The organism is Salmonella sp. GDC200615, assembly GCF_050574145.1.
In the GTDB taxonomy this organism is placed as follows: Bacteria; Pseudomonadota; Gammaproteobacteria; order Enterobacterales; family Enterobacteriaceae; genus Salmonella; species Salmonella enterica.
The window spans coordinates 2,851,865-2,873,579 of sequence record NZ_CP192247.1 but is presented as its reverse complement, the minus strand read 5'-3'; the positions used below and the strand labels follow the sequence as shown (position 1 = coordinate 2,873,579).

Annotated in this window: 19 protein-coding genes; 10 read left to right on the top strand and 9 right to left on the bottom strand. The window is 52.5% G+C overall.

What is annotated here, in order from left to right; genetic code table 11:
* Positions 1–22: 22 nt before the first annotated feature.
* A complete protein-coding gene (zapC, locus tag ACQ29O_RS13970; RefSeq protein ID WP_001574119.1) occupies positions 23–565 on the top strand; it encodes a cell division protein ZapC in 543 nt (180 codons plus the stop codon).
* On the opposite strand, the gene ACQ29O_RS13965 is transcribed toward zapC, so the two are convergent.
* Positions 562–1,671 carry a YcbX family protein gene (locus tag ACQ29O_RS13965; RefSeq protein ID WP_000224068.1) on the bottom strand — a complete coding sequence of 370 codons (1,110 nt, stop codon included), beginning with the start codon at positions 1,669–1,671 and terminating at the stop codon, positions 562–564. The two genes, zapC and ACQ29O_RS13965, sit on opposite strands and share 4 nt — an antisense overlap.
* 98 nt (positions 1,672–1,769) lie before the next feature.
* Between ACQ29O_RS13965 and rlmKL the strand changes: the two genes are divergently transcribed.
* The 6 genes from rlmKL (at position 1,770) to rmf (ending at position 9,694) form a co-directional block, all read left to right on the top strand.
* A complete protein-coding gene (gene rlmKL / locus ACQ29O_RS13960) occupies positions 1,770–3,878 on the top strand; it encodes a bifunctional 23S rRNA (guanine(2069)-N(7))-methyltransferase RlmK/23S rRNA (guanine(2445)-N(2))-methyltransferase RlmL (protein WP_001086487.1) in 2,109 nt (702 codons plus the stop codon).
* 12 nt (positions 3,879–3,890) lie between these two features.
* A complete protein-coding gene (locus ACQ29O_RS13955; RefSeq protein WP_000053049.1) occupies positions 3,891–5,798 on the top strand; it encodes an ABC transporter ATP-binding protein in 1,908 nt (635 codons plus the stop codon).
* A 14-nt stretch (positions 5,799–5,812) separates the two neighbouring features.
* On the top strand, positions 5,813–7,066 hold the full coding sequence (gene pqiA, locus ACQ29O_RS13950; protein WP_000333152.1) for a membrane integrity-associated transporter subunit PqiA: 1,254 nt from the start codon (positions 5,813–5,815) through the stop codon (positions 7,064–7,066).
* A gap of 4 nt (positions 7,067–7,070) precedes the next feature.
* Positions 7,071–8,711, top strand: a complete 1,641-nt coding sequence (gene pqiB, locus ACQ29O_RS13945) for an intermembrane transport protein PqiB (RefSeq protein ID WP_000433414.1) — start codon at positions 7,071–7,073, stop codon at positions 8,709–8,711.
* Positions 8,708–9,271 carry a membrane integrity-associated transporter subunit PqiC gene (gene pqiC, locus ACQ29O_RS13940; RefSeq protein ID WP_000759136.1) on the top strand — a complete coding sequence of 188 codons (564 nt, stop codon included), beginning with the start codon at positions 8,708–8,710 and terminating at the stop codon, positions 9,269–9,271. Before pqiB ends, pqiC begins: the two co-directional genes overlap by 4 nt.
* Positions 9,272–9,526: 255 nt before the next feature.
* Positions 9,527–9,694, top strand: coding sequence for a ribosome modulation factor (rmf, locus tag ACQ29O_RS13935; RefSeq protein WP_001537784.1), 168 nt, complete (start codon positions 9,527–9,529; stop codon positions 9,692–9,694).
* Between the two features lie 99 nt (positions 9,695–9,793).
* Here the strand turns inward: rmf and fabA are convergent, their stop codons facing one another.
* Both fabA and ACQ29O_RS13925 read right to left on the bottom strand, forming a co-directional pair.
* Positions 9,794–10,312: a bifunctional 3-hydroxydecanoyl-ACP dehydratase/trans-2-decenoyl-ACP isomerase gene (gene fabA, locus ACQ29O_RS13930; RefSeq protein WP_000227928.1), complete on the bottom strand. Its 519-nt coding sequence runs from the start codon at positions 10,310–10,312 to the stop codon at positions 9,794–9,796.
* Positions 10,313–10,380: 68 nt separating this feature from the next.
* The gene (locus tag ACQ29O_RS13925) at positions 10,381–12,141 is read right to left on the bottom strand and encodes an AAA family ATPase (protein ID WP_000156448.1); all 1,761 of its coding nucleotides are present in this window, start codon (positions 12,139–12,141) and stop codon (positions 10,381–10,383) included.
* A gap of 185 nt (positions 12,142–12,326) precedes the next feature.
* On the opposite strand from ACQ29O_RS13925, the gene matP reads away from it, so the two are divergent.
* Positions 12,327–12,779, top strand: coding sequence for a macrodomain Ter protein MatP (gene matP, locus ACQ29O_RS13920; protein ID WP_000877172.1), 453 nt, complete (start codon positions 12,327–12,329; stop codon positions 12,777–12,779).
* Positions 12,780–12,850: 71 nt separating this feature from the next.
* Here the strand turns inward: matP and ompA are convergent, their stop codons facing one another.
* Together ompA and sulA are read right to left on the bottom strand one after the other, a co-directional pair.
* The gene (ompA, locus tag ACQ29O_RS13915; RefSeq protein ID WP_001674965.1) at positions 12,851–13,903 is read right to left on the bottom strand and encodes a porin OmpA; all 1,053 of its coding nucleotides are present in this window, start codon (positions 13,901–13,903) and stop codon (positions 12,851–12,853) included.
* Between the two features lie 357 nt (positions 13,904–14,260).
* On the bottom strand, positions 14,261–14,770 hold the full coding sequence (gene sulA, locus ACQ29O_RS13910) for an SOS-induced cell division inhibitor SulA (protein ID WP_000288733.1): 510 nt from the start codon (positions 14,768–14,770) through the stop codon (positions 14,261–14,263).
* Positions 14,771–14,986: 216 nt separating this feature from the next.
* Between sulA and ACQ29O_RS13905 the strand changes: the two genes are divergently transcribed.
* Positions 14,987–15,592 (top strand): TfoX/Sxy family DNA transformation protein, encoded by a 606-nt coding sequence (locus ACQ29O_RS13905; RefSeq protein ID WP_001202375.1) that lies wholly within the window; start codon positions 14,987–14,989, stop codon positions 15,590–15,592.
* Here ACQ29O_RS13905 and yccS read toward each other — a convergent pair.
* Positions 15,579–17,732 carry a YccS family putative transporter gene (yccS, locus tag ACQ29O_RS13900; RefSeq protein ID WP_000950876.1) on the bottom strand — a complete coding sequence of 718 codons (2,154 nt, stop codon included), beginning with the start codon at positions 17,730–17,732 and terminating at the stop codon, positions 15,579–15,581. The genes ACQ29O_RS13905 and yccS overlap by 14 nt on opposite strands.
* Before the next feature lie 18 nt (positions 17,733–17,750).
* Entirely contained in the window at positions 17,751–18,197 is a 447-nt protein-coding gene (locus ACQ29O_RS13895; RefSeq protein WP_001261222.1) for a YccF domain-containing protein, read from the bottom strand.
* Between the two features lie 123 nt (positions 18,198–18,320).
* Here ACQ29O_RS13895 and helD point away from each other — a divergent pair, with 123 nt between their 5' ends.
* A complete protein-coding gene (gene helD / locus ACQ29O_RS13890; protein WP_000420505.1) occupies positions 18,321–20,375 on the top strand; it encodes a DNA helicase IV in 2,055 nt (684 codons plus the stop codon).
* A gap of 40 nt (positions 20,376–20,415) precedes the next feature.
* Here helD and mgsA read toward each other — a convergent pair whose 3' ends face one another.
* A complete protein-coding gene (mgsA, locus tag ACQ29O_RS13885; protein ID WP_000424186.1) occupies positions 20,416–20,859 on the bottom strand; it encodes a methylglyoxal synthase in 444 nt (147 codons plus the stop codon).
* Positions 20,860–20,953: 94 nt separating this feature from the next.
* The gene (locus ACQ29O_RS13880) at positions 20,954–21,616 is read right to left on the bottom strand and encodes a DUF2057 family protein (protein ID WP_000847719.1); all 663 of its coding nucleotides are present in this window, start codon (positions 21,614–21,616) and stop codon (positions 20,954–20,956) included.
* Between the last annotated feature and the right edge of the window lie 99 nt (positions 21,617–21,715).

The window sequence follows — 21,715 nt, the reverse complement described above, 5'->3', positions numbered from 1 at the left end:
GCTTAAAAGCGGGAGAGAGGTAATGCGAATTAAACCTGACGATAACTGGCGCTGGTATTATGATGAAGAGCACGATCGTATGATGCTCGATCTCGCCAATGGTATACTTTTTCGCTCGCGCTTCTCTCGTAAAATGCTTACGCCGGACGCGTTTTGCCCGACCGGTTTTTGTGTGGATGATGCCGCGCTCTATTTTTCCTTTGAAGAAAAATGCCGGGATTTCGAATTAACCAAAGAGCAACGCGCGGAGCTGGTGTTGAATGCGCTGGTGGCGATTCGCTATCTCAAACCGCAGATGCCAAAAAGCTGGCATTTTGTAGCGCATGGCGAAATGTGGACCCCAGGAACGGGCGATGCCGCAAGCGTCTGGTTAAGCGATACGGCGGAACAGGTTAATTTGCTGGTCGTTGAGCCGGGAGAAAATGCCGCGTTGTGTCTGCTGGCCCAGCCGGGCGTGGTGATAGCAGGCCGAACCATGCAGCTTGGCGATGCGATTAAAATTATGAACGACAGGCTGAAACCGCAGGTTCACTGTCACAGTTTCAGCCTTGAACAAGCGGTTTAATTCTCCAGTCGTAACGCGGTCTTAGGCACGCAGCTACAGCTCAGAATCGTACCATCGTCACCCATAGCCGATTTTTTCAGCGGACTTACTTCGCCTTCCAGCAAACGTATCCGGCAGCAACCACAGATACCAGCCCGGCAAGAATACGGAATACGAATCCCCTGATTCTCCAACTGTTCCAGTAGTACCTGTTGATTATTCCCGCAGAAGGTTTGCCCCTGCCAGTCGATGGTTACACTCGCGTCCGGGTGTTTATCTGGCGTAACGCTGTCGTCGACCGTTGTGGCGCCATAAGCTTTTGCCGGAGCTGTCGCCAGAATCTCCACTTCATCGCCGACGCGAACGACGCCGCTATTGCGGGCAATCAGATTCTGACCGAAATCCACATCGCCATTGTCCTGGGCGGTACGAAAAGCTTGCAGTGTCGCCAGCGGTTCTCCGGAAGGATGTTTTTGCCCCTTTTCAGGGCTGACGGTTGTAAAAATACAGCGGCTACAGGGCTTCACGACGTCAAAAATCACATCGCCAATGCGAAGCACTTTCCAGCTATCTTCCTCCCAGGCCGCTACGCCGGAAACCACTAAGTTTGGGCGAAATTGTTCCATTTGTACGCCTGCCGGACAACGCTGTTGCAGATCGCGCAGCGAGGCTTCGTTGGTCAATAAATACGGGTAGCCATCGGCAAATCCCAGCGGCACCGCGTTATGTCGTTTGACCCGGCGCGTCAACTGCGGCCCAACCCAGCGCAACTGGACATCGCGGGAGAAAAAGCCGCTCAACCATTGATTAATCGCCGTCGGGGCGACGCGAGCGGTAAAATGGTTTCCCCAGACCTCGGTCGGCGCATCCTGCGGGGTGAAATCCGTAAAGCGAACCAGCGCTCTACTGCCGTCTGGCGCGGTCAAATGGAGGCCGTCGTGTAAGGGAGAAGGGGTAAAACGTACCATTTGTGGAAACTGGCGGGCGGTAATAAATGTGCCGTCAGGCTCGGTCACCATGAAGATGCGATCAAAAGCCAGGCCGCTGATATCTGCCAGCGCATGAGTCAGGCCAATGCCGCGCATGGATTTGACCGGATGAATAAAGAGCCGTGATAATGTCGCCACCGTACAGTCCCTCAAATGAAAATAAGCCTTCAACTTTATGACATGGGCGTGAGATTAGCTATAATGCGCAACAATTTTCTTAGCGTAAAAGTGACAATATGAATTCTCTGTTTGCCAGTACGGCCCGCGGGCTGGAAGAGCTGTTAAAAACTGAACTGGAAAAACTGGGCGCCGTAGGGTGTCAGGTTGTTCAGGGTGGGGTCCATTTTCAGGGCGACACGCGGCTTATTTACCAGAGCCTGATGTGGAGCCGCCTGGCCTCGCGTATTATCCTGCCGATGGGTGAGTGCAAGGTCTACAGCGATCTCGATCTTTACCTCGGCGTTCAGGCGATAAACTGGACAGAGATTTTTAATCCTGGCGCGACGTTTGCGGTGCATTTCAGCGGCCTGAACGACACCATCCGTAATAGTCAGTATGGCGCGATGAAAGTTAAAGACGCGATTGTCGATGCGTTTACGCGGAAAAATCTTCCGCGTCCAAATGTGGACCGCGAATCGCCGGACCTCCGTATTAACGTCTGGCTGAATAAAGAAACTGCCAGCATTGCGCTGGATCTCAGTGGTGATGGCCTGCACCTGCGCGGTTATCGCGATCGCACCGGGCTGGCGCCAATTAAAGAGACGCTGGCGGCAGCGATTGTTATGCGTTCCGGCTGGCAACCAGGTACGCCGCTGCTCGACCCTATGTGTGGTTCGGGGACACTGTTGATTGAGGCCGCGATGTGGGCGACCGATCGCGCGCCGGGACTGCACCGTGGTCACTGGGGATTTAGCGGCTGGGCGCAGCATGACGAAACTATCTGGCAGGAAGTGAAAGCCGAAGCGCAGACCCGGGCGCGTAAGGGGCTGGCGGAGTATTCCTCTCATTTCTACGGTTCCGACAGCGATGCGCGCGTCATTGAGCGGGCGCGCAGCAACGCCCGTCGCGCCGGTATCGGGGAGCTTATCACCTTTGAAGTGAAAGATGTGGCGCAACTGAGTAATCCATTGCCGAAAGGCCCGTATGGTACGGTGATCAGTAACCCGCCTTACGGCGAACGTCTGGACAGCGAACCGGCGCTGATTGCGTTGCACAGTCTGCTGGGCCGTACCATGAAAAATCAGTTTGGCGGCTGGAACCTGTCGCTGTCCAGCGCTTCGCCCGATTTGCTGGGCAGCCTGCAATTACGTGCCGACAAACAGTTTAAAGCCAAGAATGGCCCGCTGGACTGCGTGCAGAAAAACTATCATATTGCGGAAACCACGGCGGACAGTAAACCGGCGACGGTGGCGGAAGATTACGCTAACCGCCTGCGTAAAAATCTTAAAAAGCTGGAGAAATGGGCGCGCCAGGAAGGGATTGAATGCTATCGCTTGTATGATGCCGACCTGCCGGAATATAACGTGGCGGTAGACCGTTACGGCGACTGGGCGGTGATTCAGGAATATGCGCCGCCGAAAACGGTGGATGCGCAAAAAGCGCGGCAGCGCCTGTTCGATATTATTGCGGCAACCTTGTCAGTGCTCGGTATTCCGCCGAATAAACTGGTGTTAAAAACCCGTGAACGGCAAAAAGGAAAAAACCAGTATCAGAAAATGAGCGAGAAGGGCGAGTTCCTTGACGTCAGCGAATATAATGCGCGCTTATGGGTAAATCTGACGGATTATCTCGACACCGGTCTGTTCCTCGATCACCGTATTGCCCGCAGGATGCTGGGAGAAATGAGCAAAGGCAAAGATTTCCTGAATCTCTTTTCTTATACCGGCAGCGCCAGCGTACATGCGGGTCTGGGCGGCGCGCGCAGCACCACAACGGTGGATATGTCCCGCACCTATCTGGAGTGGGCCGAACGTAATTTGCGTCTGAACGGACTGAGCGGCCGCGCGCATCGCCTGATTCAGGCCGACTGCCTGGGCTGGCTGCGCGAGGCGAATGAACAGTTCGATTTGATCTTTATCGATCCGCCGACGTTCTCTAACTCAAAACGTATGGAAGAGTCGTTTGATGTTCAGCGCGATCATGTCGCGTTAATGAAAGATTTAAAACGTCTGCTGCGTAAAGGCGGCACCATCATGTTCTCAAATAATAAGCGCGGATTCCGTATGGATCTGGAAGGGCTGGCTGAGCTGGGGCTTACCGCACAAGAAATTACGCAAAAAACGCTTTCCCCGGATTTTGCCCGTAACCGTCAGATCCATAACTGCTGGCTGATCCGCGCCGCCTGAAAGGAAAAGTAAATGTCATTAATCAGTATGCATGGCGCATGGCTGTCGTTCAGCGACGCGCCGCTTCTCGATAACGCAGAGTTGCATATCGAAGATAACGAACGCGTCTGTCTGGTGGGGCGTAACGGCGCCGGGAAATCCACCTTGATGAAGATCCTCAACCGCGAACAGGGTCTGGACGATGGGCGTATTATTTATGAGCAGGATCTGATCGTCGCGCGTCTGCAACAGGACCCGCCCCGTAATATTGCGGGCAGCGTCTATGACTTTGTCGCCGAAGGTATCGAAGAACAAGCGGAATACCTCAAGCGCTATCATGAGATTTCCCGTCTGGTGATGACCGATCCCAGCGAGAAAAACCTCAATGAAATGGCGCGCGTACAGGAACAGCTCGATCATCATAATCTGTGGCAGCTGGAAAACCGTATTAATGAAGTGCTGGCGCAGCTTGGACTCGATCCTAACGCCGCGCTGTCGTCGCTCTCCGGCGGCTGGCTGCGTAAAGCCGCGCTGGGTCGGGCGATGGTCAGCAATCCGCGCGTATTGTTACTGGATGAACCGACTAACCATCTGGATATCGAAACTATCGACTGGCTGGAAGGGTTTCTGAAAACCTTTAACGGAACGATTATTTTTATCTCTCACGATCGTTCGTTTATTCGCAATATGGCGACCCGCATTGTCGATCTCGATCGTGGCAAACTGGTCACCTATCCGGGAAATTACGATCAATACCTGCTGGAGAAAGAAGAAGCGCTGCGCGTAGAAGAGTTACAAAACGCGGAATTTGATCGCAAACTGGCGCAGGAAGAAGTCTGGATTCGCCAGGGGATCAAGGCGCGCCGCACCCGTAATGAAGGGCGCGTGCGGGCGTTAAAAGCGATGCGTCGTGAACGCAGCGAGCGCCGGGAAGTGATGGGCACGGCGAAGATGCAGGTCGAAGAGGCGACGCGCTCCGGTAAAATCGTTTTTGAGATGGAAAACGTCGATTACCAGGTAGAAGGAAAACAACTGGTAAAAGATTTCTCCGCTCAGGTACAGCGCGGTGACAAGATTGCGTTAATTGGCCCGAACGGCTGCGGTAAAACCACGCTACTGAAACTGATGCTGGGACAGCTTCAGGCTGACAGCGGGCGCATCCACGTAGGAACGAAGCTGGAAGTCGCCTACTTCGATCAGCATCGCGCCGAACTGGACCCGGAAAAAACCGTGATGGATAACCTGGCGGAAGGCAAGCAGGAGGTGATGGTAAACGGTAAGCCGCGCCATGTACTGGGCTATTTGCAGGACTTCCTGTTTCACCCCAAACGGGCGATGACGCCCGTCCGCGCGCTTTCCGGCGGCGAACGTAACCGTCTGCTGCTGGCGCGACTGTTCCTCAAGCCGAGCAATCTTTTAATTCTCGATGAACCAACGAACGATCTTGACGTCGAAACGCTGGAACTATTAGAAGAATTAATTGATGGCTATCAGGGCACGGTACTACTGGTCAGCCACGATCGGCAATTTGTCGATAATACCGTGACGGAATGCTGGATTTTCGAGGGCGGCGGCAAAATCGGACGTTATATCGGCGGCTACCATGATGCGCGTGCGCAGCAAGAGCAGCATCTGGCGACGAAACAGCCGATGGCGAAAAAAAATGAGGAAGTTATTGCCCCTAAAGCAGAAATTGTAAAACGTGGCAGTAGCAAACTAAGCTATAAACTGCAGCGCGAGCTGGAGCAGTTACCCGGTCAGCTTGAAGACCTGGAAGCGAAGCTGGAAGCGCTACAGGCGCAGGTTGCGGATGCGGCCTTTTTTAGCCAACCCCATGAGCAAACGCAAAAAGTTCTGGCCGATTTAAGTCAGGCGGAGCAAGAACTTGAGCAAGCCTTCGAACGTTGGGAGTATCTTGAAGGCCTGAAAAACGGGGCATAACGAAAGGAGCGCCTATGTGTGAACATCACCATGCTGCGAAGCACATATTGTGCCCGCAATGTGACATGCTGGTGGCTTTACCCCGCCTCTCGCATGGGCAAAAAGCAGCATGTCCACGATGCGGCGCAACGTTAACGACCGAGTGGGACGCGCCCCGGCAGCGTCCTACCGCCTATGCGTTAGCGGCACTATTTATGTTGCTGCTTTCTAACCTTTTTCCCTTCGTGAATATGAATGTCGCGGGCGTCACCAGCGAAGTCACGCTTCTGGAAATCCCCGGCGTCATGTTTTCTGAAGATTACGCCAGCCTCGGCACGTTCTTTTTATTATTTGTCCAACTGGTGCCGGCATTTTGCCTGGTGACTATTCTATTACTTGTCAACCGCGCCAGTCTGCCGTTGTCGGTAAAAAAAACGCTGGCAAGGATCTTTTTCCTCCTCAAATCGTGGGGAATGGCGGAAATATTTCTCGCCGGGGTGTTGGTCAGTTTTGTTAAGCTGATGGCCTACGGCGATATCGGCATCGGCAGCAGCTTTATTCCCTGGTGCTTATTTTGTCTCGTTCAACTGCGGGCGTTCCAGTGTGTCGATCGCCGCTGGTTGTGGGATGATATCGCCCCGCAGCCTGCACTGGCGCAGCCGTTAACGCCGGGGATTACCGGTATCCGGCAGTCTTTGCGTTCTTGCGCCTGCTGTACGGCGATCCTGCCTGCGGAGAGTCTCGTCTGTCCGCGTTGCCATACGAAAGGCTATGTCCGGCGTAAAAACAGTTTGCAGTGGACGCTGGCGTTATTATTTACCTCGATCATGCTTTATCTGCCCGCCAATATTTTGCCGATTATGATTACCGACTTACTGGGCTCGAAAATGCCGTCGACCATTCTGGCTGGCGTGATTTTGCTGTGGAGCGAGGGGTCTTATCCGGTGGCGGCGGTTATCTTTCTCGCCAGTATTATGGTGCCGACGCTAAAAATGATCGCCATTGCTTGGCTTTGTTGGGATGCGAAAGGCCACGGTAAGCGCGACAGTGAACGGATGCATTTTATTTATGAAGTAGTGGAGTTTGTGGGGCGCTGGTCAATGATTGATGTCTTTGTCATTGCCGTACTCTCTGCGCTGGTGCGTATGGGAGGGTTAATGAATATTTATCCTGCGATGGGTGCGTTGATGTTTGCTTTAGTCGTCATAATGACAATGTTTTCTGCGATGACCTTTGATCCGCGTCTGTCGTGGGATCGTGAGTACGAACCAGGCCATGAGGAGTCCTGATAGCATGGAACCTAAAAAAGGGGAAGCCAAAGTACAAAAGGTGAAAAATTGGTCGCCTGTCTGGATATTCCCGATTGTTACTGCGCTTATCGGAGCCTGGATTCTGTTTTATCACTACAGCCACCAGGGACCGGAAGTTACCTTAATCACCACCAATGCGGAAGGCATTGAAGGCGGAAAAACGACGATCAAAAGTCGCAGCGTGGATGTTGGCGTGGTTGAAAGCGCGACGCTGACTGACGATCTGACCCACGTACAAATCAAAGCGCGGCTCCATTCCGGTATGGAAAAGTTGCTGCATAAAGACTCGGTATTTTGGGTGGTAAAACCGCAGGTGGGGCGTGAAGGCATCAGCGGGCTTGGGACGCTGCTATCAGGTGCGTATATTGAACTACAACCAGGAAGTAAGGGCAGTCAGCCGGAAAGCTATCAGCTTCTTGACTCACCGCCGTTGGCGCCGCCCGATGCCAAAGGTATTCGTGTGATTCTGGACAGCAAAAAGGCCGGTCAGCTCAGTCCTGGCGATCCCGTTCTGTTCCGGGGCTATCGGGTAGGGTCCGTTGAAACCAGCTCTTTCGATCCGCAAAAACGGACAATGAGTTATCAGTTGTTCATTAAGGCGCCAAACGATCGGTTGGTCACCAGTAATGTCCGATTCTGGAAAGATAGCGGTATCGCTGTGGATCTGACATCGGCGGGAATGCGCGTGGAAATGGGATCGTTGACGACGTTGTTTGGCGGCGGCGTGAGTTTTGATGTGCCGGAAGGACTTGAGCAGGGGCAACCCGTCGCCGAAAAAACGGCGTTTAATCTCTACGACGATCAAAAAAGTATTCAGGATTCGCTGTATACCGATCATATCGATTACCTGATGTTCTTTAAAGATTCTGTGCGCGGATTACAACCCGGCGCGCCGCTGGAGTTCCGCGGTATTCGTCTGGGGACGGTAAGCAAAGTGCCTTTCTTTGCGTCTAAAATGCGCCAGGTATTTAACGACGATTACCGTATTCCTGTGCTGGTGCGCATTGAACCGGAGCGTCTGAAAGCGCAATTGGGAGAAAATGCGGATGTTGGCGCGCATTTGACGGAACTGCTTAAGCGCGGTTTACGCGCTTCGCTTAAAACCGGTAACCTGGTGACCGGGGCGCTGTATGTCGATCTGGACTTTTATCCTAAGGAGCCGCCGATTACCGGGCTACGCGAATTTGATGGTTATGAAATTATTCCCACCGTCAGCAGCGGCCTGGCGCAAATTCAACAGCGACTGGTGGAAACGTTGGATAAGATCAACAACCTGCCGCTGAATCCGATGATTGAACAAGCGACCAATACGCTGTCTGAAAGCCAGCGTACTATGCGTCGGCTGCAAACCACGCTGGATAATATGAACAAGATTACCTCCAGTCAGTCGATGCAGCAGCTTCCGGCGGATATGCAAACGACGTTACGCGAACTTAACCGCAGTATGCAGGGCTTCCAGCCTGGATCGGCGGCGTATAACAAAATGGTGGCGGATATGCAGCGTCTCGATCAGGTGCTTCGTGAGTTACAACCGGTGTTGAAAACTCTGAACGAGAAGAGCAACGCGCTGGTATTTGAAGCGAAGGATAAAAAAGATCCTGAGCCTAAGAGGGCGAAACAATGAAAAAATGGCTAGTCGTGATAATGGCGTTCTGGCTGGCGTCATGTAGCTCCGGCGGAGAGAATAAAAGCTATTATCAGCTCCCGATAGCGCAAAGCGGTGTGCAAAGCACCGCAAGCCAGGGCAACCGTCTCTTATGGGTAGAGCAGGTTTCCGTACCTGACTATCTGGCAGGTAACGGCGTGGTGTATCAAACCAGTGATGTTCAGTATGTGATTGCCAATAACAATCTGTGGGCCAGCCCGCTGGACCAGCAATTACGTAACACGCTGGTGGCGAATCTTAGCGCCCGGCTTCCTGGCTGGGTCGTCGCTTCCCAGCCGTTGGGAACCACCCAGGATACGTTAAACGTTACCGTAACCGGATTCCATGGACGCTACGATGGTAAGGTTATCGTCAGCGGGGAGTGGTTATTAAACCACAATGGACAGCTGATTAAGCGGCCTTTCCATATCGAAGCCAGTCAGCAGAAAGATGGCTATGATGAGATGGTCAAAGTACTGGCAAGCGCATGGAGTCAGGAAGCAGCCGCTATCGCAGATGAGATAAAGCGCCTTCCCTGAGATAAAAGTAATGTAAATTTAACCGCTTCAGGTCGTGCGCCTGAGGCGGTTTTTTTATTTTTGACGCCGGAAAAATAGTTGTTATGGCTCACATTTTTTGTACAAATGATTTACCGTATAGCTCACAAATATGACATTGGTGTGAATTTTGCGCATTGACGGGCGATCCATTTAGAGGTATTCGTGTAGTGTGATTGCACATTTTGTAATCACTGTTTTCTTTTCCACCAGATACAAATATGAGGGAAGCGAGGCATGAAGAGACAAAAACGAGATCGCCTGGAACGGGCACATCAACGTGGATATCAGGCCGGCATCGCCGGACGATCAAAAGAAATGTGTCCCTATCAGACGCTGAATCAACGGTCATACTGGTTGGGAGGTTGGCGACAAGCCATGGAGGACAGGGCGGTAATGGCCTGATTCTGTCTCTTTAGAAAAAGAAACCTCCGCAGTGCGGAGGTTTCGCCTTTATGGGCTTTGCAAGCATGATACCGATAGCGCGGAATATCAATTCAACACTTAGAACGCGGAAGTATCCTGGAACAAACCGACTTTCAAATCGTGTGCGGTATAGATCAGACGACCATCCACCAGAACCTCACCGTCCGCCAGGCCCATGATCAGGCGACGGTTTACGATACGTTTGAAATGAATACGATAGGTGACTTTCCTGGCTGTCGGCAGAACTTGGCCGGTAAATTTCACTTCGCCCACGCCCAGAGCGCGGCCTTTGCCTTCGCCGCCCAGCCAGCCCAGGTAGAATCCCACCAATTGCCACATAGCATCCAGACCCAGACAACCGGGCATCACCGGATCGCCGATAAAGTGGCATCCGAAGAACCATAGATCCGGATTGATATCCAGCTCGGCTTCGACATAGCCTTTGTCGAAATTGCCGCCCGTTTCGGTCATCTTAACGACGCGGTCCATCATCAGCATGTTCGGCGCAGGGAGTTGCGGCCCTTTAGCGCCAAACAGTTCACCACGACCAGAGGCAAGAAGGTCTTCTTTTGTATAGGATTCGCGTTTATCTACCATGTTTTATGTAAACCTTATTTTATTGAAGCACGCAGGATAGCTAACACGTGTACGCTGAACAAGTCCGATCAGTTCGGAATAAAAGCGTTCAGCCAACGTAATGGCCACGGGAAACGATGACGGCCTTCCTGTTGCGTCGCCTGCGCGATACGCTCCTGGATAGTCTGCATCAACGTCGTTTGACCTTCGCCATCCCACACCAGATTTAACAGTAGCGGTAAGGCGTCGGTCACGTCGTCTACCGCCCAGATAGTGAACTTCTCTTCTTTAACCGCTTGCAGCAGTTCAGATTTAAGACTGAGATGGCGGACATTGGCTGCAGGGATAATCACGCCCTGTTTACCGTTTAATTCCCGCTGCTCGCAGATGGCGAAGAAACCTTCAATTTTTTCGTTTAGCCCACCCACCGGTTGCGCGCGACCAAACTGATCGACCGAGCCGGTAATCGCAATGTTTTGATTCACCGGCACATTGGCCAGCGCGCTGATGAGCGCACATAATTCCGCCATTGAGGCGCTATCGCCATCCACTTCGCTGTAGGACTGCTCAAAGGTTAACGAGGCAGAGAAGGGAATTTGTTGCTCCAGCTGCAACTCCGACATCAGGAAGGCCTGCATAATCATCATTCCCTTAGCGTGGATATTCCCGCCAAGTTCGGCCTTGCGCTCAATATCGTTAAATTCGCCATCGCCGATATGCACAACACAGCTAATTCGCGACGGTTCGCCAAAGGCGCGCGGATGCCCGGGAAACTCAATGACGGAAAGCGCATTGATTTGTCCAACGCGTTCGCCTTCGGTTTCAATCAGGATCTGCTCTTGCAGAATCTCATCCTGCATCCGCTCCGCCAGAAAGCCTTCTCGCCATTCGCGTCGGGCAAGCATCAGGCTGAGCGCTTCTGCGCCGCAGGTATCGCCTTCGCATAAAGGCGACGCCTCCTTAAACTGGCGGGCTATCCACAGTGGGCAAAGAGGCAGCGTATCCTGTTCGCCGGTATAGCGCACAGCCTCGCGTATCAGGACGGGCCAGGCGTCCGGTGCCGGAGGGGGCAAATTATCGCGTAAAGCGATACGCGTCACCCATTGACACCACAGGGTCATAGCTTCTGCGTCCGCTATCTGTAAATTGTCTTCAAATTCACTGTAGATAGCCTGTTCCGCGAGCTCCGGTTCCATCTCCTGAAAATCAGCCAGTGATTCACGTTCGCCAACCAGAATCACCTTCAGTTTGAGCGGCATTGATGGCACGGAGACCGGTAATGGACGCGACTCGTCAAAGGCCACCCAGTCAAAACGCTCGCGGCTAACGATGGCTTTCAGACGCATCCACAGTAACGGCTGCGCCAGAAGGGTTCGTAAGGAAATAATCAGCACGCCGCCGTTCGCCTGATGAACCAGTCCCGGCTGCAGGATAATGTCGCCGTTATACTGCCGCAGGCAACCAAAGAGCTGTTCGGCTTCGACCCAGTCCGCGCTGACGACTTGTGTGACGGTGGCAAAGTTGTCTTGCGCATTCTGCGCGGCGCGGTAATGAACAGTATGCCCGGAAACGTCATAATGTCCGCCGGTTAATTGTCCGGCATCGGTTTGCAGAGCGCGGACGGCATCTGAAAGTAAAGTGAGATACTCTTGCTCTTCAGGCGCTTTAGTCAGCATAAAAGAGGATGATGCCCACGGCTGTATAAGTTGCTCAAGCGCAAATTGCAGTCGTGGCTGAGTATCACTGAGTAAGGTGTCGTTTTCGTCAGTCGCGTGTGGCTGTGCAAATATCTCCTGATAGCTTTCGCTATCCGGAACCAGATCACGCCATGCAAGTTTCGTAATGGTCAAAGTTGAGGTTTTTTAGTCTGTTGTAAAAGGGGGGATTATAGCCTAACCCGTCACGCTGCACACGCGGAAAGCGAATGCAAAGTAATATGAAGACGTGTAACCATTCACAGGTTCGAGATTCTTTTCTTCAGATGGCTAAAAAACTGATATTCTGATAACAGTTACACGGTAACGTTGGGATCGCAATGAAATATCAACAACTTGAAAATCTTGAAAGCGGTTGGAAATGGAAATATCTGGTGAAAAAGCACCGCGAAGGGGAGTTGATCACCCGCTACGTGGAAGCCAGTGCTGCCCAGGAAGCCGTCAATTTGTTGTTGGCCCTCGAAAATGAACCGGTGCGGGTAAATGTCTGGATAGACAGGCATATGAATCCTGCCTTGCTTAATCGGATGAAACAAACCATTCGGGCAAGACGCAAACGACACTTCAATGCGGAACATCAGCATACGCGCAAAAAATCTATCGATTTAGAGTTTATGGTCTGGCAGCGTCTGGCGGGCCTTGCGCAGCGACGCGGTAAAACATTATCCGAAACGATAGTGCAACTGATAGAAGACGCGGAGCATAAAGAGAAATATGCCACGCAAATGACCACGTTAAAGCAGGATTTACAGGCGTTATTAGGCAAGAAGTAACGCTGAAAGGCGTTGTCACCCAGACCAGAGCAAAAAACCCCGCGACGCGGGGTTTTTTATCAGACGGAAACTTAAGCCTGCGGCTGAGTTACCACGTCTTTAACGCCTTTAACTTCGATCTCTACGCGACGATCCGGAGCCAGGCAATCGATCAGGGCAGCGCGAGGTTTCACGTTGTCACAGGTGTTGCCGGTAACCGGGTTAGATTCGCCCATACCACGTGCGGAGATTTTGTCAGACGGAATACCTTTGGAGATCAGGTAATCAACAACAGACTGAGCACGTTTCTCGGACAGACCCTGGTTGTAAGCGTCAGAACCGATACGGTCAGTGAAGCCCAGAACGACAACGGAACCGTCTTTCGGATCCAGGTTGCTCAGCTGGCTGTACAGCTGATCCAGAGCCTGCTGGCCTTCCGGCTTCAGGGTAGATTTGTTGAAGTTGAACAGTACGTCAGACTTCAGAGTGAAGTGCTTGGTCTGTACTTCCGGAGCCGGAGCCGGTGCCGGAGCTACTACCGGAGCAGCTTCTTGCTGGCCGAAACGGTAGGAAACACCTACGCTCAGCAGGCCGTTGTCCGGACGGGTGCCGATGGTGTTGGCATCACCGATGTTGTTAGTCCACTGGTATTCCAGACGGGTTGCGATTTCAGGGGTGATGGCATACTCGATACCGCCCGCGAATACCGGGGAAACGCCGGTGTCGTGGTCTTTAGTAGACGGGCCGCCAGGGACGTTAGACTTGGTGTCTGCACGCCATACCATACCACCCAGACGGGTATAAACGTCCAGATCGTCAGTGATTGGATAACCCAGTTTAGCGGTCAACTGAACGCCCTGAGCTTTATAAGCGCCATTGATGTTGTCGCCTTTGTACGGCATACGGCCTAACCAGTCGTAGCCCATTTCAAAGCCAACATACGGGTTAACCTGGTAACCACCAAAAGCACCTGCGCCCAGTTGGTTTTCATGAGTCGGGCCATCATTGTGAATGAAGCCGGTGTCATGGTACTGAGACCAGCCCAGTTTAGCACCAGCGTACCAGGTGTTATCTTTCGGAGCGGCCTGCGCTACGGTAGCGAAACCAGCCAGTGCCACTGCAATCGCGATAGCTGTCTTTTTCATTTTTTGCGCCTCGTTATCATCCAAAATACGCCATGAATATCTCCAACGAGATAACACGGTTAAATCCTTCACCGGGGGATCTGCTCAATAGTTACTCTACCGATATCTACGGCTTATGCTGAGCACCCCTGGCGATGTAAAGTCTACAACGTAGTTGGAAACTTACAAGTGTGAACTCCGTCAGACATGTGAAAAAAACATGACGGATATACACATCATTTAACAGTTTCAGATGATAAATCGTACAGCAAAAATTGCGGAAACCGCTTCTGACAAGCGTTCTCGCAAAAAAAAACGTTAGCACTCAAAGGAGATACGTTCGCGTAAAAAAAAGTCCAGGATAAATCCTAATTTTACTTAATGATACAAATTAGAGTGAATTTTTAGCCCGGAATGCTGTCTCCTGGATAAAGCGTGCGCACGTACAGGGCGCATGATAAACCCTACCGCATTACCTACCTTCGCTGCTTCAACCAGGCTGGCATGTTCTTCTTCTGTCAGTTCTTCAGTCATCCAACCAATTACCACGCTGTAATTTCCTGTACGCAAAGCGCGGATCATCGACTCCAGCGTATGACGAGGCGCAAGCTGGCTAATTTGCATCACTTTCGTTAATGGCAAACCTGAAGACTGTACCCATTCACGGCTGAGCTTTTGCTGCGGCGTGAGCCAGAGCTGCCAGCGTGATTGTTGGCCTAACTGACGGAGTAAAGGCAAAAGCAGGAGTTGCGCCATCATGGGCTGGTCTTCGTGGTAGACAACTTCACTGACCAGTCCTGCCGCGGCATTTTCCGTAGCGGTGCGCGCAGCGTTGTGGGTAGTGGTAGGAAATGACGAAGAACGATTTGCATAACCTGAAGTGTACATAATCAATCCAGCCCTGTGAGTTACTGTGTATTCATACAGTACCCCTGTGGCGATGAAAGATCAACTCTATTTTCGGAAACTGTCTCGCAATTTTTATTCTTAGTGGCGTCAAAAATAAAAATCATCTTGCTCGCGGAGTATAAGTTGCCTATTTTCGTCATTAACGGATCCGTTACTGCAAATCATTCTTTTACTTTATGATTTAAAAGGAATTTTATGAGAGCACTCTCTTATGACAGGATCTATAAATCGCAAGAATATTTGGCCTCTTTGGGGACGATCCAGTATCGATCTTTATTCGGTAGCTATAGTCTGACCGTGGAGGATACCGTCTTTGCGATGGTGGCTAATGGCGAGCTTTATCTCCGCGCCTGTGAAGAAAGCGTACCCTACTGTGTGAAGCATCCCCCCGCCTGGCTCATGTTTATGAAATGTGGACGTCCCGTTATGCTCAACTATTACCGGGTGGATGAAAGCCTGTGGCGCGATCAGCAGCAGCTGGTACGTTTATCGAAGTATTCTCTTGACGCGGCAATGAAGGAAAAACACAGCCGTATTTTACAGCACAGACTCAAAGATCTTCCCAATATGACCTTCCATCTGGAAACATTGCTCAATGAGTCAGGGATAAAGGACGAAAATATGTTACGCATACTGGGCGCGAAAATGTGCTGGCTAAGGTTGCGACAAAGCAATCCCTTGCTGACGGTGAAAGTTTTGTATGCCCTGGAAGGCGCAATTGTCGGCGTACATGAAGCGGCGCTCCCGGCGAGTCGTCGCCAGGAGCTTGCCGACTGGGCTCATTCGCTTACGGCTGGGTAATTAATGTAGAAGTCGGCGGTGAAATTTGCCGTTGCAAGCGTCCAATCTCGGGCAGTAAGGCAATGAGCAAACCAATTTGTTGAACAACCAGAGGTTCTTTGCTGTCCGGACGTGTTTCCAGTGACTGAACTCGCTGCTTTAAACCCTCCAGCGCCTGGTGTACGCGCTGTTCGTCTTCAGGTTGATGATGAAGCGCATCATCAACGTAGCAGACCGCGTCATCCAGAAGCCCCAACACGTCCGGATTACTGAGCTTTTCGCGGTGCGCGCCGAGGGCGGAGATATAGCTGGTAAAAGTGTGATTGAGGCAAAGCAGCCTGAACGCCGCCTCCCGGGTTTCAGCCGTGACGTCGGGTTCGCTCGACATATTAGAAACCACGGATGCCAGTTCTGCATCGCGGTTGTGCGCGTCGCGTCTGGCAATGCGATAGGCCAGGCGGTTATCCCGTCCCTGGTGATATTGCTCAAGGATCGCATCAAGGTAGCGGCAATTAGCATCGGTGGCGCGCTGGAGTACCCGGGGAAGGTTGCGAAAGCGCCAGTCCGGCCAAATAAAGCTGACCGCAGCCCAGGCGATAGCGCAGCCAATTAACGTGTCGACGACGCGCGGTAACGCTACCTCGAAGCCTTCGCCCAGGAGGTTAAAGCAGAGTAATACCAGCAGGGTGATGAACATCGTTGCATGGGCATACTGCACATTACGGAATGCGAAGAAAAGCACGCCGGTAATCACCAGCAGAACTAACTGTCCTTCAAGCGAAGGAACAAACCATAAAATCGGCAGGCCGATAGCAACGCCTACCAACGTGCCGATAATCCTGAGCGCAAGGCGATGGCGGGTCGCGTTATAGTTAGGCTGGCAAACAAACAGGCTGGTGAGCAATATCCAGTACCCGTGGCGCATCCCGGTAATTTGGATGAGAGCATAACCGATGCACAATACCAGCGACATGCGTACCGCATGGCGAAAGAGAGCGGACTCCGGGGTAAAATTACGGCTCAGACGCAGCCAGATGTCGCTAAACCCGTGCAGGCTATCATCAGCCAACTGGTTTTCTGACTCATTGCGCGGCATTGCCTGGGCCTGCTCCGACTCGATCGTCGCCAGTTGCGCATCAATGGCGCGTAGGTTGGTTAATAAGAATCCAAGCGTATTCAGCAGCTCTAAAGAAGCGCCGCTGGCGCGCATACGTTCAAGCGCGGCGTCAATGTGGGTAAAGACGCGTTCAAAACGCGGATCATGCTGGTACGGCGTACGCAGTAAGATACAGCGCGCCAGCTGCGTACAGGCCTGCGCCTGCATCGACATCAGACGCTGAAAGCGGAACATGACGTCGCTATGGCGAAAATAATCGCGCAGTGTCTGGTATTGAATATGCGAAGAACTGGCGCGTTCATGAATATCCTGCGCCACAAAATAGTAATGGAGGGTGCGGCGCGTACCGCGTTGACCGCGATCGCCGCGCAGGCGACTCAATAACGACACTTTCGTTTGGTTCAGCGTCGCCATTAACTGCCCGTTCGCTAACGCTAAATCATAGAGCGGCGCCTGGCTTTCATCTTCAATATCAGGATCAAACAGACGTGATTTCAGTTCCAGATAGTGCGCTAACTGTTCGTAACTGCGTGCCAGATTATCCTGCAACGGACGGATCGGAAATAGCAGATGCCCGGTTAGCGTCAGTAGGTTATACCATACTGCGCCTGCCAGCAGGAGCAGTGGTTGCTGATACCAGTGATCGTATAAAGAGGTACCCAGCATCGTATAGATGGCAATGAGTAGCGCGCCGAACGCGATGGTGGCATAGCGTTGCCCCAGTCCTCCCAACAGAATAAACCCGCTGGTGGATAACGTTAAGCCCAACGCAAATAGCCACGGCCAGGGAAAGAGCAGCTCCACAGAAGCCGACGCGATAAAAAAGCAAATTAAGGTAATGATTAAATTACGCAAGCGTCCGGCAAGGCGATCGTCGAGATCGGTTAGCGCCGCGGCAACCATACCGAGCGTGAGCGGGATGGTCAGTTTGACGTCGCCCAGCCACCAGGGCAGGGCGGTGGTGCCGCACAGAGCGATAAAAATGCGGATGTAATACAGCCAGGTACTGTTCCAGGTATAACGGCGAATCAACGGACTTAACATAAAGGCTATTTGTCCCGATCATTCAAAACGGCGGCGCGCGTTAGCTTCTCGCGCGGCGCGAGCGGTTTCTACAGAGACGACGCGGCGACCGACAGGCCAAAGCGCAATCGCGGCAATTTTAAAGTTCGCAATACCGACAGGTATCCCGATGATAGTGACACACTGAGCGATACCGGAGGCAATGTGCATCAGGCATAGCCACCAGCCGAAAAAAAGTAACCAGAAAATATTCAGCAAGGTACCGCCAGTATTCATTAATACGCTTTTCGCCGCCGGATTAAGTTCGTCAACGTGAATGGCTTCATTACCGTAAGGGAACAGGGACAGTTTGGTTATCTCCCAGCAGGAGCGGGTCAACGGCAGGGTAAAAATAAGCACAATACTGACAAGCGTCGCCAGCAGCCAGGCCAGCGTAGTGGCAAAGCCGCCCAGTACAAAGTTTAAAATATTCAGAACGGTACGCATAAACCCTCAGTTCATTCCGGTTTTCTATCACTGCGGGCAATTGTAACGTTTTTTTAGACTGGAGCACGTTTTCTCTGGCGGTTACACTGATAAGCACATCTTTACGTCTGGATTCGCTGAGTCATGGAACTGAAAGCAACTTCTCTTGGAAAACGTCTGGCGCAACACCCGTATGATCGTGCCGAGATCCTCAACGCTGGGGTGAAAGTGTCTGGCGACAGGCATGAATATCTTATTCCATTCAATCAGTTATTGGCGATTCACTGTAAGCGTGGGCTGGTATGGGGCGAGCTGGAGTTTGTCCTGCCGGAGGATAAAGTCGTGCGTTTGCACGGTACCGAGTGGTCGGAAACCCAGCAATTCCATCGCTATCTGGACGCGCACTGGCGTCGCTGGAGCCAGGAGATGAGTGATGTCGCCGCGCAGGCATTACAGGAGCAATGGGCGCGTATTAGTGAGCGAACGGGCGGAAACCAATGGCTTACCCGTGAACGCGTTCGGGGGCTGGAACACGAAATTCGCCAGACGTTTGCCGCCTTGCCGCTGCCGGTCTCACGTCTGGAGGAGTTTGCTCACTGTCGCGAGATATGGCGTAAGTGTCTGGCATGGTTACAGGATAGCGAGGGAAGTCGGCAGCAGCATAATCAGGCGTATGCTGATGCCATGCTGGAAGCGCATGCCGACTTTTTTACGCAGATAGAATCCTCTCCGCTTAATCCTTCCCAGGCCAGGGCGGTGGTTAACGGCGAATCATCGTTACTGGTACTGGCGGGCGCGGGAAGCGGTAAGACCTCGGTGCTGGTGGCGCGCGCGGGTTGGCTGTTGGCGCGCGGACAAGCCGATGCGGGGCAAATTCTTTTACTGGCGTTTGGTCGCAAGGCGGCAGAAGAGATGGATGAGCGTATCCGCGAGCGCTTACATACGGAAGAGATTACTGCCCGTACGTTCCATTCGCTGGCGCTGTATATTATTCAGCAAGGCAGTAAAAAAGCGCCGGTTGTCAGTAAGCTGGAAAGTGACGCCACCGCGCGGCATCAGCTATTTCTGCGCACCTGGCGTCAGCAGTGTAGCGAGAAAAAAGCGCAGGCCAAAGGCTGGCGTCAGTGGCTGGAAGAGGAGATGCAGTGGGTAGTGCCGGAAGGTAATTTCTGGGACGATGAGACATTGCAGCGGCGTCTGGCCCCTCGCCTGGATCGTTGGGTCAGTTTGATGCGTATGCACGGCGGCGCGCAGGCAGAAATGATCGCTGGCGCGCCAGAGGAGTGCCGCGAGCTGTTTGGCAAACGCATTAAGCTGATGGCGCCGCTGCTAAAGGCCTGGAAAAGCGCGTTGAAAGCGGAAAATGCCGTTGATTTCTCCGGGCTGATCCATCAGGCAATGGTGATCCTCGAAAAAGGGCGTTTTATCAGCCCGTGGAAGCATATTCTGGTCGATGAATTTCAGGATATTTCCCCGCAACGGGCGGCGCTGTTAGAGGCGCTGCGCAAGCAGAATAGCCAGACTACGCTGTTTGCCGTTGGCGATGACTGGCAGGCGATTTACCGTTTTAGCGGGGCGCAGCTCTCCTTAACGACGGCGTTTCATCAGACGTTCGGCGAGGGCGAGCATTGCCACCTGGACACCACGTACCGCTTTAACAGTCGGATTGGCGATATTGCCAATCGCTTTGTACAGCAGAATCCGCACCAGCTTAAAAAACCGTTAAATAGTCTGACCCCAGGCGATAAAAAAGCGGTGACGTTATTGGATGAAAGCCAGTTGGACGCGTTACTGGATAAATTATCCGGCTATGCGAAGGAAGATGAACGTATCCTGGTGCTGGCGCGCTATCACCATCTGAAACCCGCGAGTCTACAAAAAGCGGCGACTCGCTGGCCGAAGTTACAGATAGACTTCATGACTATCCATGCCAGCAAAGGCCAACAGGCCGATTACGTGATTCTTGTCGGATTGCAGGAGGGTAACGACGGTTTCCCCGCCCCGGCGCGAGAATCCATTATGGAAAGTGCGCTTCTTCCTCAGGTTGAGGATTTTCCGGACGCTGAAGAGCGGCGTTTGTTATATGTGGCGTTGACGCGCGCGCGTGCGCGGGTCTGGCTGCTTTTTAATAAAGATAATCCCTCGCGCTTTGTGGAGGCGCTTAAACAGCTGGATGTGCCGGTGGCGAGGAAGCCCTAAAGCGCGGGCGGTACAGCATCCCGCCCGCGTAGCGGTTATTTCAGGCGCTCGGCGCATAATCCGGAATAAGAATATCTACAGCGTCATTAAAATGCGGGGACTGGATGATAAAGTCCGCCGTTGAGACGTTAGTGGCGACAGGGATATTCCATACGGTGGCCAGACGCAGTAGCGCTTTGACATCGGGGTCGTGCGGTACCGCGTTAAGCGGGTCCCAGAAGAAAATCAACACGTCGATTTTCCCTTCTGAAATGAGTGCGCCAACCTGCTGGTCGCCGCCCATCGGGCCGCTCAGCATCGCATTAACGTCCATACCGGTTGCGCGCTGGATCAGATTCCCCGTGGTGCCGGTTGCATAAAGAACGTGTTTTTCCAGCAACGGCTGATGGCGTTCCACCCAGTTCATTAACATCTGTTTGCAGTGGTCGTGAGCAACCAACGCGATATGTTTGCGCGTCGGCAAGGTGCGAGTCGTCAGTTCCATAATTCGATTCCGTAGTTAACCTGTCTACAGATTACTGGAAGCGCTTGATGCTGCAAGAGAAAGAGAAAAAAATTGCGCGCTGGGACAACTCATATCAAGAGGGCGGCTGTTTTTCCGCCCATTGCAGAAAATGATGGCGTGTCTGCGGGTCGGCCAGTCGGAACCAATATTTCAGCCGCTGTTCTGTCAGAGTTTGTGATTGCGGCGGTACGGTATCAAGCTCTGAGACGTCGGAAAGTAATGTGCTGTCGTCTGCCATCATCGTGGCGAACTGAGGAAGCGAGGCGCGTTTCGCCGATTTATTATAACGCTCGGTCTCTATTTCATAATCGACCACTTTAGCCGTAGAAGTAATGGCCAGAATATCGAGTTTTACCGGAATGGGCATGGCGTCGCCGTCCAAAAGCGCCAGACGCGGCGCCGCGTTAAAATGCGAGGCTTCGCGCTCGTTTTCCAGCCGCGGGAGCTGGAAATTGACCTGACTTATCAGTTGGGTATCGAAACTTATCACCAGCGGCGGAGAAATATAAAGCCGCTCTTCATTACCGGGCAGGCGGATGGTTTTTTCCACCCGGAAAACGAGTTGATGCGGCCCGTTTTCCAGTTCAATGCTCTCTGCGCCGCGTAATAAAGAGCTGGACACCTTTTTGCCGTCCAGCACCAGCAGATCAACCTCATTAGACAAACGGAGCGTTGTGGCAAAAACAGTCACCGGCAAACAGAGAGCAAGGAAGGTGGCTAGCGCGCCGGTTTTCATAAGGTTCTCCTGTCCAAAGGCCGTCTGGCTAATAATGTATCGAAATTTTTCTTAGATCATGTTTACTAACATATAGACATATTTTGGCGTTTTGCTCTC